The sequence below is a fragment of the Tunturiibacter empetritectus genome (genome assembly GCF_013410875.1).
Lineage (GTDB): Bacteria > Acidobacteriota > Terriglobia > Terriglobales > Acidobacteriaceae > Edaphobacter > Edaphobacter empetritectus.
The window spans coordinates 404,199-422,721 of the sequence record NZ_JACCCU010000002.1; the positions used below are offsets into that span (position 1 = coordinate 404,199).

Below are 18,523 nucleotides of genomic sequence, written 5' to 3' on the forward strand. Positions count from 1 at the left end.
CATCAGTAGATCCTCGCCATCAGTAGATCCCCTCTTCTCCCGGAGGCCGCGTCTTCCACCGCCGATGCATCCACAGCCATTGATCAGGATACTGCCGAATCATCGCCTCAATCGCTGCCGTGAAGGCCGCTGTATTTGTAACCGCATCAGTTTCAGAATCGCCTATATGCGCCACTTCAAGTTCTTTGCCAAAGCGCAGCACGTACTTCTGCTCGCTCTCCTCCCACAGCAGAAACCCCGGCACCACTGCGGCTCCCGTCTTCCCGGCGATGCGCGCCATCCCCGAGGCCGTACACGCCTGCACGCCAAAGAACGGCACAAACACACCCTGCGGCGGAGTCATATTCGTATCCATCAAAATCCCCACCGTCTCTCCCGCACGCATCGACGCAATCAACCCTCGCGCAAAGTCGTCTTTGTGAATGACGCGATTTCCATGCAGGCACCGAACTCGATTTACAAACTCATCGACAAGCGGGTTATCCAGCCGCCGAATCACCATCCCCATCGGCATGCCCATCAGCGAGTGATAAAAACTCGACAGCTCCCACGCCCCCAAGTGGCCCGTCAAAACCAGCACGCCCTTCCCGCGCTCACGAGCCGTCAGGTAGTTCTCCAATCCCTCGTAGCGAATAAACCAGCTGGCACTCTCCTGCGTGTATCCCGGCATCAGGCAGAACTCCGCCAGCAGCCAACCAAGACGCCGATACAACAAGCGTAGAGTCCTCTCCTGTTCAGGCTCCGGCATCTCGGGAAACGCAAGCTTCAGGTTCCGTACACCCACTCCGCGCAGTCGCCCCAACACGTGATAGGCAATGGCCGCAATCCCCGCGCCAACGGCCCTGGCCGGTCCTCGCGGAAGCAACCGCATTCCGTGAACCGCCAGCCACACCACGGCAAACTCCACCCGTTCACGGAAGCTCACCTGCGCGTCAATTCCCTCTTTTTGTGGAACTTTGCTCAAGCCTCTAGTCTACCGATTCCAACCCACGCCGCTCGAAAAACAGAAAGGGCGGCTGAATAAGCCGCCCCTCTGCAATCGAACAACAATCAAACAACAGATGCATTACTGGTTCTTGGCAACCACGAAGTACTTGGCCACTGTGCGCACAAACGGACGAGCCTCAACCGGCGTGACCTGCTTGCCGCCGAGGATCTGATCGAATCCAATGTCCGTTCCGTACAGCGCACGAGTGTCGTCCTGATTCTGCGACAGCACCGTGCCATCCAGGTTGATTCCCGCAAAGAGCCCTTTGGCACGCGAGTAGCTCAGGAACTGCGCATTCAGCTTCCAGTCCGTTCCAGCCTGAGCGTTGCGGCCAACCGGGCCGGCAGCAGCAGCGGCATCCGCACCAAGTTTGAACTTATTCTTCAGCATATCCTGCAGACCCTCTTGGTTCATCGCGACCAATACCAAGTCAGTTGCTTGTCCACCGATCTGGAACCCAAAGCTTCCGCCAGCCAACTGAACGCAAACCGGCGCACTCCACTTTCCGCTGGGTGTACGACAGGTCGCAACACCCTGACCATACTGCGCGCCCACAACGAAGGCACCCTTTTTGTAGCTCGGGATCACTACCACGCACTGCGCACCCGCAAGAATGCCGCCGGGTATAGCCTTATCCGGTGTCGCCATAATCTCGCGAATCACCTGGCTAGCGGCATTGAGACGCTCCGCAACCTTCGCCTTATCACCCTCCGCCTGGGCAGACAGAGAACCGGCGATCATCGCCAAACCACACAAAGCCACTGAAATCTTTTTTAGCATCGTTTTCCTTCTCACTCTCGTTCTGAATTTTTCTGATCTTCAACGGGGCTCAACAAACTGCTTATTTCCAACAATATATAAGATGGATAAAGACCGGTCCAAGTTGTCCCGTCAAAAAGTCAGCATGACGGCACCAGCATACGCCGAGAGAGCTACACACACGCAAAAAAAATGGGGGTTGTAGAGATAATGTCGGTAGAACTCCGACGCTATCTCTACAACCCCTCTCCCAGGTCTGTGTTGCTTAGTAGTACTTTGCCCCACATTACCTTCGCTCACAACGGTACGAAGGTGGGTATACCTTTGAGCGAATTTTGTTAACTTAGTAGTTAACAAAATCTGGGTGCAAAAAGCTCCAGCAACTAAAGACAGAAGTAGACTTCCGGTCAGAGTGTGGAAAACTTGCGTCGTAATCGTCAATATTCTGCAACAAAAGCCAGGGTTACCGCCCTAAAAACATCTTCTGATTGACGGCCTGAACCGATAAGGCAATGCGGTTATCGACCCCAACCTTCCGCATCAGATTCCCTACGTGTTTCTTCACCGTAGCCACATCGATGCCAAGCTCTCTTCCAATCGCCGGATTCGGGTGTCCCGCGGCCAGAAGGCGGAGGACCTCCAGCTCTCTCTGGGTGAACTTCGGCGCCTTCGCCGGGCCAGCCGGCGTCTCGGCTCCAGCTGAAGTCGACTCGAGCAACCGCGCCAGCACCTTCCGCGGTGCCCATACCGACCCATCCTGCACCACATCGATCGCCATCCGGATCTCGCTCTCCTTCGCCGAATGGGCCAGATAGCCCTTGGCTCCGGCACCGATGATGCGCTGGATGTGATCGTGATCCTCCTCCAGCCCGAGCACGATCAGCCGAAAGCGCGGACGCGTCCTGCGAAACGTAGCCAGCAGCTCGAAGATGTGATCCGTACATGCCGAATCGATCAGGATCAACGACACCCCCGAGGCGTCCAGCGCGCCTGGCACCGACAGGGGAACCACCTCCACCGGTCCGCCATCGGGAAAGATTGTCTGCAACCCCAGGATCCGCAGCGGGTCGGCAGCCACCAGGCCGACGCGCAGCGATCCCTTGGCCTTCTTCGCCTTCTTGTGTTTGGTATCCTTCATCGCCTGCGCAGCCCCTTTACTCAGCATCGTGCATTTAGTAGGCCGACTTCAGCGCTTCAGAAAAAATCGTGATCCGCAGTTCTACAGCTTAGGCAGCACGATTCCCTGCTGATTCTGATACTTCCCTTTACGATCCGCGTAGCTGATCTCACACACCTCATCGGACTGGAAGAACAAAATCTGGCAGAGGCCCTCGTTCGCGTATATCCGAGCGGGCAGCGGGGTGGTGTTCGAGATCTCGAGTGTTACATAGCCCTCCCACTCCGGCTCAAACGGCGTCACGTTCACGATGATTCCACAGCGCGCATAGGTCGATTTGCCGACGCAGATCGTCAGCACATCGCGTGGAATCTTGAAGTACTCGATCGACCGCGCCAGCGCAAACGAGTTCGGCGGAACGATCACGCTCTCGGCCTGTACGGTCACAAACGAGCGTTCGTCGAACGCCTTCGGATCGATGATCGCGCTATTGACGTTGGTAAAGATCTTGAACTCGTCGGAGACCCGCAGATCGTATCCATACGAAGAAAGTCCATACGAAATAACGCCCTCTCGAACCTGTTTTTCGCTGAATGGAGAGATCATTCCGTGTTCGTTCGCCTGCTGGCGAATCCAACGGTCGCTTTTAATTGCCACTCTGGTGCCCCTTCGGTCTCTGCTTTTGAAATTTCTTCCATTCTCGCAGAAGGTAGATATCCCTAATTGTCGCAGAAGGGTGTAAATTGGGTGCGGTAGTTCCCAGGCCCCATTGCATCATTAGATTCTTCATCTTACGGTAGCGTTCTATCGTTGACAATCGGAGTCCGAGTTTCTACCATCACCGTACTACCAGGTCAGCACCAGTTTTCTAAAAAATACAGCCCAAGGACGGCGGCCCAGATGATTAAGCAGGATCTCATACAGAGGGTGGTAGAAAGAACCGGCCTTCCAAGGACAAAAGCAGAGTCGGCTGTCGATGCGATCTTCGAAAGCATGAAGGCGACTCTCATCGCGGGAGACCGCATTGAACTCCGCGGATTTGGTGTCTTTACCGTCAAGCCGCGCAAAACCGGAATCGGTCGCAACCCAAGGACCGGCGCCGAGGTCACCATCGCCCCAGGCAAAGCAGTCCGCTTCAAGCCTGGCAAAGAGCTTCATCTGCTCGACTAACGCATCCGATCTAAGTCTCGGCGCACCAGCAGTCGGGGCTCGTTTGCGATAACCTCCCCAAAATTTTTCTGAAGCGATGCGTCACATCAGATGCACCGCATCCACGTCGACCACCAGGTTCCGGCGCGCAATCCCCTGCGTCTCCGCATAGGCTAACATCGCCCGCAAGGTCTCTCCCAGCGCCTGCCGCCGCTCCGCCTTCAAGACAAAGTGGTATCGATAGATCCGCTTCAGCCGCACAATCGGAGCGGCCGCCGGCCCCAGCACCCGCACCTTATCCAGCCGGGCCTTCTGGAACCATCGCCCCAGCGTCCCGGCCCATCCCGTAGCCTCCTCCAGCTTTTCGCTCTGAATCACCACATTCGCGAGCACAGCAAACGGCGGGTAGTGCATCCACCTCCGATACTGCATCTCCTTCGCCACAAACCCCGGATAGTCATGCTTCGCTGCAAACTGAATTGCATAGTGATCGGGGTGATACGTCTGCACCAACACCTTGCCTATCAGATCCCCACGCCCCGCCCTCCCCGAGACCTGCGTCAGCAGCTGAAACACCCGCTCCGCTGCACGAAAGTCCGGCAGCCCAAGTTGAAAGTCCGCCCCCACTACTCCGACCAGCGTCACACCATGAATGTCATGCCCCTTGGCGATCATCTGCGTCCCCACCAGCAGATTGATCTCGCCCCCGTGCAGCCTCGCCAACAGCCGCTCCATGTCACTCCTCCCGCGTACGGTATCGCGATCCATCCGCCCAATCCTCGCCGTCGGAAAAAGCTCCTGCAACCTCTCCTCCCCCTGCTGCGAACCCACTCCAAGAAAATAAAGATGCTCGCTCTCGCACTTCGGGCACTTTGACGGCACCGACCGCCGCGAACCGCAGTAGTGGCACTCCAGCCTCTGCCCCGGCTGCGCAATCGCATCGTTCCCACTCACCGGTTTGTGATAGGTCATCGACACTGCACAGTTCTCGCACTCAATCTTCTCCCCGCAGCTCCGGCACAGCACCGTCGACGAGTACCCCCGCCGATTCAACAACAGAATCACCTGCTCGCCGCGATCGAGCGTAGCTTGCGTCTCCTCTATCAGCCTTCGCGAAAAGATCTGCTCCTGCCCAGTCTCGCGAAACTCCTCCCGCATATCTACCAGCTCGACCAGAGGCAGCGGCCTGTCCGCAACCCGAGCGCGCATCTCCACCAGCGCATAGCGCCCCTTCTCCGCATTCGCCCAGCTTTCGAGCGATGGCGTCGCCGACCCCAGCACCACCACCGACTCGTTCAGCTTCGCCCGCATCACCGCAACATCGCGCCCGTGATACCGCGGCGTCTCCTCCTGCTTGTAGCTCGAGTCGTGCTCCTCATCCACGATGATCAGGCCCAGATCCACCATCGGGGCAAAGACCGCCGACCGTGTCCCAACCACGATCCTCGCCTCGCCCCGCCGAATCCTGTGCCACTGCTCCGCCCGCTCATCCGGCGTCAGTTGAGAGTGTAAGAGCGCTACCTCGCCGCCAAACGCCGCTACCATCTGCCCCGCCATCGCCGGCGTCAACCCAATCTCCGGCACCAAGAGCAACGCGCTCTTCCCCGCGTCTAAAGCTCGGCGCATGGCAGCAAAATAAACCGAGGTCTTCCCGCTCCCCGTAATTCCATACAGCAGATGCGGCCTGAACCCACCCTTCTCCATCGCGGCCGCAATCGTCCCCAGCGCCTCCATCTGTGCTTCATTCAAGGCATGTTCGTGCGCATGCTTCTTTCCCTGCGCGCCCACGCCGCCCAGATGAAACTCCTCCGCAACCTCTTCAATGCCCACCAGCCCGCGCTTCACCAGCGTCCCCAGCGTAGACTCCGGCACTCCTGCGCGCGTCAGACTAAGCCGCAGATCCCGCAACCGCATCCGCCCGCCCACCGCCGCCAGCTCCGCAAGAATCGCCGTCTGATTTTCATTCAGCTTCGGCAGCCGCGCATCCGTCACCAACACCGCCACCTTCTCGAGCCGCCGCGCATCCCGCTCTTCCGCCACCGCCTCGCGCACCAGCCACTTCTTCCGAACCATCCCCTCCAGCAGCCCTTTATTTGCACCAGTCGCCGACCGCAGTGCTGACATCTTCGCCGACTCTCCCCCTTCCAGATAGTTCAGCACGGAGTACTCGCGATTCTGCTCCTCCACCGTCAGCTTCGATCGCCGCGACGATCCTTTCATCGCCCCCTCATACAGCATCTTCCGCCCAGCCTCCGCGATGCGATAAGAGAAGTGGCGCTTCACCTCCGCCGCCAGCGGCAGCATCCCCCGCAGCACCTCGCCCAGCGGAGCCACATAGTACGAAGCAATCCACGCCGCCAACTTCATCAACTCTGCTGGAAGCAGCGCGGCCTCATCCAACACCTGCTGCACCGGCTTGATCTCGAAGTCTTCCGCCGGGGCGTCCTCATGCACCCGAACCACTACGCCCATCAGCCTCTGCCCACTGAACGGCACCAGCACCCGAGCTCCCACTACCGGCCCATTTCCAGACATAGACCCATTCACCGAATAGGTAAACACCTGGTCCAACGGCACCGGCAAAGCAACATCACAAAACTGCGGCATCTCTCCAGCTTAACCTCTCCACCCGCACGACACTCTCTTATCCCCGCGAACGCCTGAAATCAGGCAACTTCCTTCCCCACAAAGTGGATCCCTTACCGAAGCAGAAGAACTTCGATTACCTCAGAGGTAATTGCGAGCGGCTTCGAGCCGATTGATAGTGAAGAAGCAAGTAAAAGAGCAGCAGATCAATATCAACCCGGAGAATGCTATGAACACCCTGACCATCACAAAAACCGCACCGCCCCAGTGGCTCCTCGATTTCTGGAAAGAGATTGACGACAAAACCTTCGGCAAAGGCTTCGACTGCTTCGTCGAGGATGCAACCTGCCGCCTCGGTATCGCAGAGTGGAACGGACGCGAGCAGATCCGCGAAAACCTTCGCGCCTTCATCGACACAGGCTTCACCGCGCATCACGACGTCACCGAATACTGGGACAGCGGCCCGCTGAAGATCTTCCGCGGCATCGTAACCATGAAGCCTGACGACTCCACCAAGCCGACCGTGAAGCCCGTCATGACACACTTCTTCTACATGGACGAAGCCGATCCCACCAAGGTCCGTAGCTGGGTTGGATCGGTAGGCCCCGTCCAGTTCTAACCCTCGTGCATGCTCAACCCATCACCTAACATCTCAAACAATGACACAGCAAACCGAACACGAGCTAGGCAGCTTCCTTCGCTACTGGCGGCAGCAGCGTGGGAAGAGCCAGTTCGATCTCTCCCTCGACTCTGGAGTCTCTCAACGCCACATCAGCTTTGTGGAGAGAGGCCGCAGCACTCCCAGCAGAGAGTTGCTGCTGAGTCTGGCCAGGACGCTCGACGTTCCCCTTCGCGAACAGAACATCCTTCTGCTCGCCTCCGGATACGCCCCCGTCCACCTCGAGAGTGCATGGAACACTCCGGAGATGGCCGTCGTCAACAATGTCGTCGATCGCATGTTGAAGCAGAACGAGCCTCACCCCGCACTCATGATGGATCGATATTGGAACGTCCTCAGGACCAACGAAGCCGCGCCGCGCTTCTTCGGTTCCTTCGTCGATCTATCCAAATGGCCGAAGCCGCGGAACCTCCTCCACCTCCTCTTCGACCCCGAAGGAGTGCGGCCGTTCGTCGAAGACTGGAATGTGGTCGCCTCGGGGCTTTTACAGCGTGTCTATCGCGAGGCGGTTGGACACGTCACCGACAAAAAAACCAAGGAGCTCCTCGATGACCTGAAAAAATATTCGGGAGTGAGAGAACTAAGCGGATCCCTCAAAGACGTCAGGGATCAAGCTCCGGTCCTGCCGATCACCTTCGTCAGAGGGAACGAGAGATTTTCTTATTTTTCGATGATCTCGACCGTCGGCCTGCCGCAGGACATCACCGCGCAGGAGTTCCGGATCGAATGCATGTTTCCCGTCGAATGAGTGATGTCAACCGAGCGTGACCGTGCTTAAAATAGAGGCGTGAAAATCAAGCGCTCTCCCTTTGAACTATCGTGCGCGCTGTGGCTGGCCTGTGGCATCGTTGCGTTCGGGCAGGATGCCGCTTCCAAGGCCGCAGCAAGCGTGCCCGGAACCGTTACGCCGATTGCCCTGCCCCCGGCGATAACCTCGGCCCAGGCTTCGGCGCGCAAAGCTAGCTACAGCGTCGCCGTTCCCGGAAGCGGAGAGTGGACCGATGCGGGCTTCGCCGTCGCAGCAGGAGAGACCGTCAGCTATGGCGCCACAGGGCAACTCACCCTGTGGGATGCGCGCGCTTCGGCCCCTGCCGGAGTTACCCGAGGATGGAAGGATATGCTCCGGCAGTTTCCCCTCGACAGTGCAAGCGCAGGTGCTCTAATCGGGCGCATCGGCAGCTCCGATGCGGCGGTCCCGTTCGCCATCGGCGGCCAGTTGGAGCAGACCGTACCCGCCAACGGCGAGCTGTTCCTTGCCGCCAACGTGCCCAAGGAAGTTGGCGCGCAGGGCACCTACCAGGTCTCGCTGAAGATCACAGCAGCCAAGCCAACTTCCCAGGCGACCATGCAGCAGGACGCCGCGCTGCTCGCCCCGGCGCTGCTCGACGGCGTACCGCAGCGCGTAGGCGACGAGCAAGGCAATCCCGGCGACATGGTGAACTTCTGCATCGTAGGAACCAAGGACGCCGTGGAGAAGGCGTTCACCGCGGCAGGCTGGGTGCAGGTCGACCAGTCGAACAACGCGGCAGTCCTGCACGGCCTTCTCTCCACTCTGTCCAAGAAGGCCTACACCGAGGTGCCGATGAGCACGCTCTTTCTCTTCGGCCGCCCGCAGGACATGAGCTATGCGCGCGGCGACGCCATCACCGTCGCCATGGTCCGTCATCATCTGCGTGTGTGGGACACGGGCCGTACCGCAGGCGGGCTTCCAGTGTGGGTGGGTTCGTCGACCCACGACAACGGTCTTGAGAAGGACCAGAGAAACAACGGCGTAACCCATCACATCGACCCGGAGGTGGACAAGGAGAGGGACTTTGTCGAGGCAAGCTTCGCAGCCGCAGGAGCACTGGATGCAGCCGCCTACATCACCCCCAAGGATCCGCTGCACGAGGCAAACACAGCAACAGGCGGAACCTTCAACTCCGACGGAAACGTAGTAGCCATGGTTCTGCGCCACTGAGGTAAAGCAAGTGGGCAGCTTAGCAGATGAAATAGGCTGCGAACTTCTCCAGACACAGCACTAGATACTCCACCATCTTGATATGCTTCTCCCACCATGAAGAAGATCACTCTTCCCGTCCTACTGGCCCTTCTTCTCCCCCTCGCCGCCTGTGAGCCACATCCGCAGCCCACGTCTGAGCCCGCACCCCGCCCCGGCACCACCGCGCTCCCAAGCCAATCTTCAGACCAAGCCGCCGCCAGTCAGCAACCCTTCGACTACTACCTTCTCAATCTCTCCTGGTCGCCCGAGTTCTGCCACTCGCACCCCAACGCAACCGAGTGCGCCCAGCGCCCCGCCTTCGTCCTCCACGGCCTCTGGCCTCAGAACACCAACGGAGGCTATCCGCAGAACTGCTCCACGGACTACGGCCCGCGCGACCCCTCCGCCTATAGCGACATCTACCCCGACGCCGGCCTCCTCCGTCACGAGTGGCGCACTCACGGCACCTGCTCCGGCCTCTCTCCCGACGCCTTCTTCGCCCTCGCCCGCACCGCCTTCCAGGCCGTCACCATCCCGCCCACACTCGCCCAGCTCGACCATCAAATCTCGCTCACCCCGGCTCAGCTCATCGACCTCTTCCAGACCGCGAACCCGGCCATACCTGCCGCCAGCCTCGCCATCAGCTGCGGCAACAACTACCTCACCGCCGTCGAGGTCTGCCTCGACAAATCCGCGCACCCAATCTCCTGCGGCCCCATCCGCTCCTGCCGCGCCAACGCAGTCCGCATCACCCCACCGTAAGCGGCTTATGCCTCGGAAATAGGAGGGGGTTCCGGGATAGATATAGCAAGATCGAGGAAGAAAACTGACAGCTCTACGCCTTGGTCGGAGACTTCAACCCCATCTCCTTCATCACCCTCTGCAGATCCTTCCACGCCTCGCCCTTCATCGTCGGGTCACGCAGCAGAAACGCCGGATGATAGGTCACCGCAAGCTTCGCTCCCCTGCAGCTATGCCACTTGCCACGCAAGGAGCTCAGGGACTGCTTCACTCCCAACAGATACATCGCCGCCGTAGCCCCCAGCGCCACGATCACCTGGGGCTGCACCACATCGATCTGCTGTAGCAGAAACTGGTCGCAGGTATTCGCCTCCACCGGCTCAGGAACCCGGTTAGCGGGCGGCCTGCACTTCACGATATTGGCGATGTAAACCTCCTCGCGCTTGAGGCCCATCGCCTGGATCATATTGTTGAGCAGTTGACCAGCCTTGCCGACAAAGGGGATCCCCGAGGTGTCCTCATCCGCCCCCGGCCCCTCGCCGACAAACATCAACCGCGCATTGGCATCGCCATCGCCGAACACGATCGTCCGCCTGCCCGCATACGCCAGCGGGCAGCGAGTGCAATCGCCAATCTCAGTTTTGATTCCAACCAGCGCTTCAGCCTTATGCGCAGCATCCACCCGCACTGCAGGCAGCGGAACTAGATCATCGAAACTCACAAGCTTCGCGATGGGAGGCTCCAGAAATTGAGGTCGAACCGGAACGGCAACAGGAACAACTGGCTGCTCCACCAAAGTCGTCTTCGCAAACAACGGTCGCGCCTGAACCACCTCCTCGACAACGGAGACAGCATCAACCGCAGCAGGAACAGGAACCGCAACAGCCTCGACGTACACCGGCTCGCCCCGACGATAAAAGTCATGGACGCCCATGTCGCGAAGATAGTCCACGTAAGCCCGCAGCTGCTCTGCTTCTCCTGCCATGGCTCTATGGTATCGCGGTCTGCTCCGTCAGATTTAGTGCACCGGAATGTCGAGCACAGGTTCTACGACCTTCTCCGGCAGAACAAATTTGACGTGTCCCTGTTTGATCTCATCCTGCGCCACGCGACAAGCCTTCATCGACTTGGCCACGATCAGAGGAGAGGCGCCAGACTGTAGCTGCCGCGCCCGACGCGCCGCACCTTTTACCAGACTGTACTTATTGTGGAATGCATTCTCAATCGTCATGCGTTTCACCCCGATGCAGAAGTTATAACTCACCCCGATGAAAACCCATACACAATTCGTAGTGGATAACACGTCTCTAATCGTGAAAGGTCCTCAATGCCTTCTGTAAGCGAGGCGAAGCAGCATCGGTCCTGCAACTCGAAGCCAGCGCCTGTACCCCGTCGCGCTCGCCGCGCTCACACAAAACAATCGCCCTCAGCTCCGCCACAGCCTGGTCAAGCACATCATTTACCAGCGCATACTTATAGTCCCACATCTGCTTCAACTCAGTCCGAGCCTCCGCCAACCGGCTCTGAATCACCTTCTCAGAGGTCACATGTTCGGCCTCGCTCCGGTTTCGCAGCCGCATCTCCAGTACCTGCGGGCTAGGCGGCAAGATGAAGATCGACACCGCAGCGGGCGTCTTCTTCATCACCTGCACCGCACCCTGTACATCGATGTCGAGCAGCAGGTCCTTCCCTGCATCCTTCGCATGTCCCAGAGCCGACATCGCCGTCCCGTAGTAGTTGCCGAAGACCTCTGCCCATTCCAGAAAGTCTCCCGCCGCAATCATCCGCTCGAACTCCTCCCGGGTCGTGAAGTGATACTCCCGCCCATCCGTCTCCGACCCCCGTGGCGCCCGCGTCGTATACGAAATCGAAAAGTCCAGCCCCTCCACCAACGTCCGCAGCTGACTCACCAGCGTCGACTTCCCCGAACCCGACGGCGCCGAAATGATAAAAAGAATTCCCGCCATGCGCCTCAATCACCTATTCCATTTGTCTCTGCCAGTCTAACAACCGCGCGCGCACACGCTACTCCCATATCTATTCCCATATCTATTCGAGGTTCTGAACCTGCTCCCGCGCTTTCTCGATCTCAGCCTTCATCTCGAGTCCAAGCTCCGTGATCTGCAAGCTATTCTCGCCCGCTGCTCCGCTGGTCTTCGACAGCATCGTATTCGCCTCGCGGTTCAGCTCCTGCAGCAGAAAGTCCAGCCGCTTGCCCAACTCGCCGCCCTCCTCGAGCATCGCAACAAAGCGCTCCACATGCGTCCGCAATCGAACGATCTCCTCCTCGATATCGCTCTTCTCCGCCAACACCGCAGCCTCAGCCAGCAGCCGCTCCTCGGTCACCGGAACGCCCTGCGTAAGCTCCATCAGCCGGCTCCGCAGTCGCTCAAACTGCACCTCGCGTACTCCGTTCCTCAGCCCAGCCATCTCTTCCCCGAAAGCCTGCAGACGCAGCATCGAAGCCTTCAGCTCAGCCGCCAGCGAAGCACCCTCCTGAGCTCGCCCCTCATTGAGCTTCCCAACCAGCGGAACGACCAGCGAGAGCACCGCCGCGTCAAGCCCCTCAATCTCCGCCGCACCAGCAACGCCCTCAGTACTCATCACACCCGGTATGCGCAGCATCGCATTCAGGTCCGGCTCCGCAGACACGCCATGCGTCCCAGCAGCCTCGCGAAACGCCTGCACGTAAGCCTCAAGCAAGCCCTCATTCAGCTGGATCTCAACGTTTGCCCTGCGCTCGATCTGCAGCGTCACCTCGATATGCCCCCGACGCAGACTCTCCTTCAACATCCTTCGCATCTGCACCTCGAGACCATCACAGAAAGAAGGTAACCGGAGATGAAGATCAAGAAACCGATGGTTCACGCTCTTCATACTCAAAGTGAAGGCAAGGCTATCTCGCACCGCACCGCGCATACTCGCGTACCCAGTCATCGAATAGATATCTGTCACGCAATCCCCTCCAGCCCGACCGTCAGCACACCCTCACCGTTCCCGGCTGGCGCAGCATCATTCTCACTAAACTGCATGTCATAAAGCCGCCGGTAGGTCCCCGAGTGCTGCATCAGCTCATCATGCGTGCCAATCTCTGTAATCCGTCCCCCTTCAATCACCGCAATACGAGAGGCCCGTCGCACCGTTGACAGGCGATGGGCAATCACAAACACCGTCCGCCCCTGCATCAGATTCGCCAATGCCGCCTGCACATACTGTTCACTCTCCATGTCGAGAGCCGAAGTCGCCTCATCCAAAATCAGGATCGGGGCATTCTTCAAAATTGCCCGCGCAATCGCGAGTCTTTGGCGTTCTCCCCCGCTCAGCCGTGTCCCCTTCTCGCCAACCATCGTGTTGTACCCGTCAGGCATGTTGAGAATGAACTCATGCGCCAGCGCCATCCGCGCCGCCTCTTCCACCTTGCTCATCGGAACATCCGGTTGACCGTAAGCGATGTTATTTCGCACTGTGTCGTTGAACAGCACCGTCTCTTGCGTCACCTTCCCAATCTGCTGTCGCAGCGAAGCGATCGTCACATCGCGCAGATCGTGCCCATCCAACAGAATCCTTCCTTCATTCACATCGAAGAAACGAGGAATCAGATTCACCAGCGAGGACTTGCCCGCTCCACTCGGACCAACAAACGCTATAACCTCACCCGGCCGCACATTCAAGTTGATCCCTTGCAGCACCTGCTTCACCTCTCCTTCGCTCTCATAAGCGAAGCCAACATCTTCAAACCGGATCTCCTCCTTAAACTCCTTCAACACAAACGCGCGCTTCTTCTCCTGCACATCGTCCTGCGCATCCATAAACTTGAAGATCTCTTCACTTGCCCCCAGCGCCTGCTGAAAGCTGTTATAAAACAACGCAAACTTCCGCACCGGGTCGTACAGCGTAAACACCGCGATCAAGAAAGAGATAAACGACCCGATCGTCATCGAGCCGCTCTTGATGCGGTCGCGGCCAAGGAGCAACAGCAGTGCAATCGCAACTGAACCAAGCCCATCCATCAAGGGAGAACTAATCGCCTGCACACTCACTGACCGCAGATTGGCGCTGAACAGCCTCTTCGCCGCGCGCCGGAAGCGGTTCATCTCCCACAACTCCATGCCGAACGCCTTCACGATACGATTGCCCGTAATCGTCTCGTGAAGTATGTTCTGTATCTCTGCCAGCTTGTCCTGCCCCTTGCGCGTCGTCTGCCGCACCCGCCGCCCGATACGCCGTGCCGAAGAGATCACCACAGGAACGAACAACAACAGTACCCAGGCCAGCTTCCCACCGTAGAAAATCGCCACGCCAATCATAAAGATCAGCGTAAAGATCTGCTGCAGAAACTCCCCCAGCACGCTCGACATCGCCGTCTGCACGCGCTCGATATCGTTGATCAGGGTAGATAACAAAGTGCCCGTTGTGTGCTTCTGAAAAAAACCCACCGAACGTCGCAGCACAGCGTTGTACAGATCGTTGCGCAGGTCGGTAATCATCCCGAAGCCCGCATAGTTCACCAGGTAAGTCCCCACATAGTCACACACCGACTTCACCAGTGCGGAGACCACCAGCGCATATGCCACGACTGTCCACGCATTATGCAGTGGACTCGGAACCAGAAAGTGCAGGTTCAACGGCCTTCCAAGAAGAGGCACATGAGGGAACACCAGCACATCGTGTGTGTAAGCATCCGGACTCAACACATTGTCGAAGATTGGCTTTACCAGCAGCACGCGAAACGCCGCCATCGCGCCTACGACTGCCATCAATCCCACTGACGCCACCGAGTAAAGGGCGTATGGCCGGACATACAGCAGCAATCGCCAGATGCGCCTCAAGCCGTCACTCTCCTGATTGTCGCCATTGCATTGCGCATCTCACTATTCTATTGCGCGTCTATTCTTCTGTGTGCCGCCGTGCGCAGTAGCTACTTTGGCATATCCCGATGAGCAGTCTTCACTCGATACCCCTCAGCCGCCAGCCGCTTCTTCATCTCTTCCGCGATAAAGACGGACCGATGCTGCCCCCCGGTGCATCCAAACGCCACCGTCAGGTAGCTCTTCCCTTCCTTGATGTAGTGGGGCAGAAGAAACTTCAACATCTCGGCGGTCTTATCCAAAAACTCCTTCGTCTGCGGAAACTGCATTACATACTTCGCGACCTTGGGATGCTTGCCAGTCAGTTTCAGAAACTCCGGCACAAAGTGAGGATTCGGCAAAAACCGCACGTCAAACACCAGGTCCGCCTCCGCAGGCACGCCGTTCTTGAAACCGAAGCTGTTCGACGAGATCATCAGAGCGCGTCCGCTCTCTTCGCGTGCAAATTGTGAGTTGATATGCGCCCGAAGTTCATGCACGTTGAACTTTGTCGTATCCAAAACGATGTCGGCGACATTGCGAACCGGGTCCAGCCGCTTGCGCTCCGCCCGAATCGACTTCACCACGGTATCGCTGCCTCCCATCGGATGAGGCCGCCGCGTCTCGGAGAATCGCCGAATCAACGCGTCTTCACTAGCCTCCAAAAAGACGACTCGCGTAGGCAGTATCTTTAATACTTTTTTCAGAATCGACGGGAACTGATCCAGTCGCATTCCCTCCCGTACATCGACCACCAGCGCAGCGCGCTCGATCTCCGCGGACTGTCGCACAAGATCCGCAAAGCTCGGCACCAGCTCTAGCGGCAGATTATCGACCGAGTAATACCCCAGATCTTCAAACGCCTTCAGCGCCGACAACTTCCCCGATCCCGAAAGCCCTGTCAGAATAACCAGTTCGCCCCGGTGTTCCGGAAGCGCAGCCTCTGCGACTTTTTTCCTGCGTGTTCCAGTGGATGACTTCACGGAACTCTTCGCGACCCGCTTGCTCGTCATGCAGAAATCCTAGCACCCCAGGCTAAGGAACCTTGCTCCAGCAACCTTGCTCTAAGGAACTTCAATCAGCTCCATCTTTCCGTCACGCTTACGATAGAGCACCATCGCCTGCCCGCCATGGTCGCGAAACACAAACACCTCGCGGTCGCGAAACGCAGCCTCCTTCACTGCCTCCTCGATCGACATCGGCCGCAACGCAACCGAATCATTCGAGCGCACCACATGTGGCTCTGCAAGCGGCGAGTGCGACGGAAAAGAGTGCACCAGCATCGGCACTGCCTTACGGCCAACACTGTTCTTCGTCGCCACCTTCCCCACCGCAGTCTTCCGCGCAACAGGTGCCACCACCTCAGCCGCAGCTCCCTTCAAATCCGACTTCGGATGCCGCTTGATCGTCCCGAATCTCTTCTTATGCCGAATCGCCTGTTGCTCAATCTTCGCCAGCGCATCGTGCAACGCAACAATCATGTCCGTAGCCTCACACCGCGCCACCAGCTTTTGATGCCTGGTCTGCACCGTCACCTCGGCGATCTGCCGATACTTGTCCGTGGACAAAATCACATGCACACTGCCGGAGTTGCCGACGATCTTCGCAATCGCCTCCACGCCTTCTTCTGCCTGTGACTTCAGCTTTTTTGTAATAGTCGTCTGTCTGCCGGTGTACTCCACGTCCATACGTTCACCTCGTCCCCGCGATCGGTTCGGATCTTTCGCAGACGATCAGCGTACACGACGCTGGTGCGTGCTTGGAATCTGCATATCTTCCCGGTACTTCGCGACCGTCCTTCGGGTCACCTGAATCCCCTGCCGCTGCAACTCAGCCGCCAGCTGATCGTCCGTCAACGGCTTCCGCTCATCCTCTTCCTCGATCAGTTTCTTCACCTTGCGTTTCAGCAGCACCAGCGGCAGATCACCGCCCTCCGGCCCATTCACTCCCTCGGAAAAGAAAAAGCGCAGTTCGAACACGCCCTGCGAGGTGTGCACATATTTATTCGCCACCGCGCGACTAACCGTCGAAGGATGAACCCCGATCTCCTCCGCAACCTCTTTAATCATCATCGGCTTCAGAGCATTGACCCCATGCTCGAGAAACTCCTGCTGCCGCCTGACGATCACCTCACAGGTGCGCACAATCGTATTCTTCCTCTGCTCGATGTTTCGTAGCAGCTGAATCGCCGACTTGTACCGCTCCTTCACATACTCTTTGACTTCCTTCTCCGTCTGCTTTTGCTGCAGCATCTTGCGATAGCCCTGGTTCAACCGAAGCGTAGGCATATCCTCTTCGTTCATCAACACAACATAGACATCATCGCGCTTCACAAACGCAACATCCGGCTCAATCAGCCGCGTTTCGCTGTGGTTATATCGCTGTCCCGGCCGCGGATCCAACGTGCGGATGAACTCCACCGCAGCGTTCACCTCATCCGCCGTCCGCCCGCAGCTCCGTGTCAGCTCGCGCATATCTTTCTTCTGTAACAGCGGCAGACAGTTTGTCACAACGTGTGTCGCGATACTGAAGATATCCTCACGCCCTGGACTATCCGAGGCCGCAACCACCTCGATCGCGCCATAGTCTTCGTCGCTGGCGCCAGATGCACCATTTCTCGCAGCCTTATCTGCCGCGTGCGCCTGCTGGCGTCGAAGCACAATCGCCGCCTCACCCTGCTGAGCGCATATCTGAATCAGCAGACACTCCCGCAAATCTCTCGACCCGACCCCTACCGGATCGAGGAAATTAACCACCTTCCGTGCCTCGCGGACCGCCGCCAAAAACACTCCAACGGTCTCGTCGGACGCAGCCGCTAAATCCAGCGACTCACCCTGTCCGGAGCTGTCGTCCTCTCCCCTCGTCTCCGGGAAATCCCAAACCCGCGCCGATCTACCTCTGGCCGCACGGTCAAATGGAATCGGCTCCGACCGTTCCGGTTCCTGCATCTGCATCAGAGCCTCCACCAGCTCCTCATCGCTCGCAGTCAGATAACCATTCTCATTCAAATTTCCGACCACCAACTCTGCAGCAGCCCTCACCACGGGGCTCAACGTCAGCGAACCCAACTGCCACGCGAGATGGTCGCTCAGCGTACTAGGCTGCGATAGAAAATTCTCAAAAGATGGTTTGTCGTACTCCTCGAAGTTCGACGCAGTCCGAAAACCAGGGTCAAGATAATCCTGGAAGTAGCTGCCAAAGTCGATCTCATCGAATGGGTCTTTTTCAACCCTCTCGCTCTCCGCAGCCACATCCTCCGCCGAGCGCTCCCGATCCCCCTCGAGGCCTGCTCTCTCATCCAGCGTGGCAACCGACTCCTCCAACTCCTCCAGCACCGGATTCTCGACCATCTCGGTGTTGATCATCTCTCTCAGCTCGAGCTTGTTCAGCGCCAGCACGCTGACCATCTGCACCAGACCAGGGGTCAGCACCTGTCGTTGCGAGACTTTCAAGTTCAGCTTCGGTTGCAGCAACACGTTATTCCCTCACTACCTGATTACAATATCTTTGCCGTAGATCTGCCATTTGGCATCTCTCGTGCTCATTGTGCAATTAATTTCAACCAGAGCGCTATTCCCCAACTTGGCACAGTCTCCACGCACTGACTTGATCTCGCTGTAAGTCTAATGCTGTCAAAGGCTGAGCGCACTGCACCGATAGCATCTCTTCTTTACAA

The 18,523-nt window shown here is 58.1% G+C and carries 18 protein-coding genes; 5 read left to right on the forward strand and 13 right to left on the reverse strand.

The features are described 5' to 3' along the window. Positions 1 to 19: 19 nt before the first annotated feature. The 4 genes from HDF08_RS13910 to dcd form a co-directional block, all read right to left on the reverse strand. Positions 20 to 964 (reverse strand): lysophospholipid acyltransferase family protein, encoded by a 945-nt coding sequence (locus tag HDF08_RS13910; RefSeq protein ID WP_257031128.1) that lies wholly within the window; start codon positions 962 to 964, stop codon positions 20 to 22. Positions 965 to 1,066: 102 nt separating this feature from the next. After that, positions 1,067 to 1,768, reverse strand: a complete 702-nt coding sequence (locus HDF08_RS13915; RefSeq protein ID WP_179639258.1) for a lipid-binding SYLF domain-containing protein — start codon at positions 1,766 to 1,768, stop codon at positions 1,067 to 1,069. Positions 1,769 to 2,210: 442 nt separating this feature from the next. After that, the gene (locus tag HDF08_RS13920; RefSeq protein WP_179639259.1) at positions 2,211 to 2,912 is read right to left on the reverse strand and encodes a response regulator transcription factor; all 702 of its coding nucleotides are present in this window, start codon (positions 2,910 to 2,912) and stop codon (positions 2,211 to 2,213) included. 54 nt (positions 2,913 to 2,966) lie between these two features. Beyond that, positions 2,967 to 3,521 carry a dCTP deaminase gene (dcd, locus tag HDF08_RS13925; RefSeq protein ID WP_179639260.1) on the reverse strand — a complete coding sequence of 185 codons (555 nt, stop codon included), beginning with the start codon at positions 3,519 to 3,521 and terminating at the stop codon, positions 2,967 to 2,969. 243 nt (positions 3,522 to 3,764) lie between these two features. Between dcd and HDF08_RS13930 the strand changes: the two genes are divergently transcribed. Beyond that, complete coding sequence (locus HDF08_RS13930; protein WP_158943184.1) at positions 3,765 to 4,034, forward strand: HU family DNA-binding protein; 270 nt, start codon at positions 3,765 to 3,767, stop codon at positions 4,032 to 4,034. Positions 4,035 to 4,115: 81 nt separating this feature from the next. Here the strand turns inward: HDF08_RS13930 and priA are convergent, their stop codons facing one another. Then, positions 4,116 to 6,620 (reverse strand): replication restart helicase PriA, encoded by a 2,505-nt coding sequence (gene priA / locus HDF08_RS13935; RefSeq protein ID WP_179639261.1) that lies wholly within the window; start codon positions 6,618 to 6,620, stop codon positions 4,116 to 4,118. 157 nt (positions 6,621 to 6,777) lie between these two features. Here priA and HDF08_RS13940 point away from each other — a divergent pair, with 157 nt between their 5' ends. From HDF08_RS13940 to HDF08_RS13955, 4 genes are all read left to right on the forward strand, one after another. Beyond that, on the forward strand, positions 6,778 to 7,218 hold the full coding sequence (locus tag HDF08_RS13940; RefSeq protein ID WP_353069444.1) for a nuclear transport factor 2 family protein: 441 nt from the start codon (positions 6,778 to 6,780) through the stop codon (positions 7,216 to 7,218). Positions 7,219 to 7,258: 40 nt separating this feature from the next. Beyond that, positions 7,259 to 8,026, forward strand: coding sequence for a helix-turn-helix domain-containing protein (locus tag HDF08_RS13945; RefSeq protein WP_179639262.1), 768 nt, complete (start codon positions 7,259 to 7,261; stop codon positions 8,024 to 8,026). 39 nt (positions 8,027 to 8,065) lie between these two features. Next, positions 8,066 to 9,238 (forward strand): LssY C-terminal domain-containing protein, encoded by a 1,173-nt coding sequence (locus HDF08_RS22195; protein WP_179639263.1) that lies wholly within the window; start codon positions 8,066 to 8,068, stop codon positions 9,236 to 9,238. Between the two features lie 96 nt (positions 9,239 to 9,334). After that, on the forward strand, positions 9,335 to 10,021 hold the full coding sequence (locus HDF08_RS13955) for a ribonuclease T2 family protein (protein ID WP_179639264.1): 687 nt from the start codon (positions 9,335 to 9,337) through the stop codon (positions 10,019 to 10,021). Between the two features lie 73 nt (positions 10,022 to 10,094). Here the strand turns inward: HDF08_RS13955 and HDF08_RS13960 are convergent, their stop codons facing one another. From HDF08_RS13960 to rpoN, 8 genes are all read right to left on the reverse strand, one after another. Continuing rightward, positions 10,095 to 10,985: a uracil-DNA glycosylase gene (locus HDF08_RS13960; protein ID WP_179639265.1), complete on the reverse strand. Its 891-nt coding sequence runs from the start codon at positions 10,983 to 10,985 to the stop codon at positions 10,095 to 10,097. Between the two features lie 33 nt (positions 10,986 to 11,018). Beyond that, complete coding sequence (rpoZ, locus tag HDF08_RS13965; RefSeq protein WP_179639266.1) at positions 11,019 to 11,231, reverse strand: DNA-directed RNA polymerase subunit omega; 213 nt, start codon at positions 11,229 to 11,231, stop codon at positions 11,019 to 11,021. Between the two features lie 76 nt (positions 11,232 to 11,307). Further along, positions 11,308 to 11,967 (reverse strand): guanylate kinase, encoded by a 660-nt coding sequence (gene gmk / locus HDF08_RS13970; protein WP_179639267.1) that lies wholly within the window; start codon positions 11,965 to 11,967, stop codon positions 11,308 to 11,310. An 82-nt stretch (positions 11,968 to 12,049) separates the two neighbouring features. Continuing rightward, complete coding sequence (locus HDF08_RS13975; protein WP_179639268.1) at positions 12,050 to 12,955, reverse strand: YicC/YloC family endoribonuclease; 906 nt, start codon at positions 12,953 to 12,955, stop codon at positions 12,050 to 12,052. Further along, positions 12,952 to 14,829 (reverse strand): ABC transporter ATP-binding protein, encoded by a 1,878-nt coding sequence (locus HDF08_RS13980; protein WP_179639269.1) that lies wholly within the window; start codon positions 14,827 to 14,829, stop codon positions 12,952 to 12,954. Before HDF08_RS13980 ends, HDF08_RS13975 begins: the two co-directional genes overlap by 4 nt. An 89-nt stretch (positions 14,830 to 14,918) precedes the next feature. Next, the gene (gene rapZ / locus HDF08_RS13985; protein WP_179639270.1) at positions 14,919 to 15,860 is read right to left on the reverse strand and encodes an RNase adapter RapZ; all 942 of its coding nucleotides are present in this window, start codon (positions 15,858 to 15,860) and stop codon (positions 14,919 to 14,921) included. A gap of 51 nt (positions 15,861 to 15,911) precedes the next feature. Beyond that, positions 15,912 to 16,535 (reverse strand): ribosome hibernation-promoting factor, HPF/YfiA family, encoded by a 624-nt coding sequence (gene hpf, locus HDF08_RS13990; RefSeq protein WP_179639271.1) that lies wholly within the window; start codon positions 16,533 to 16,535, stop codon positions 15,912 to 15,914. A gap of 45 nt (positions 16,536 to 16,580) precedes the next feature. Further along, on the reverse strand, positions 16,581 to 18,323 hold the full coding sequence (gene rpoN / locus HDF08_RS13995; RefSeq protein WP_179639272.1) for an RNA polymerase factor sigma-54: 1,743 nt from the start codon (positions 18,321 to 18,323) through the stop codon (positions 16,581 to 16,583). Between the last annotated feature and the right edge of the window lie 200 nt (positions 18,324 to 18,523).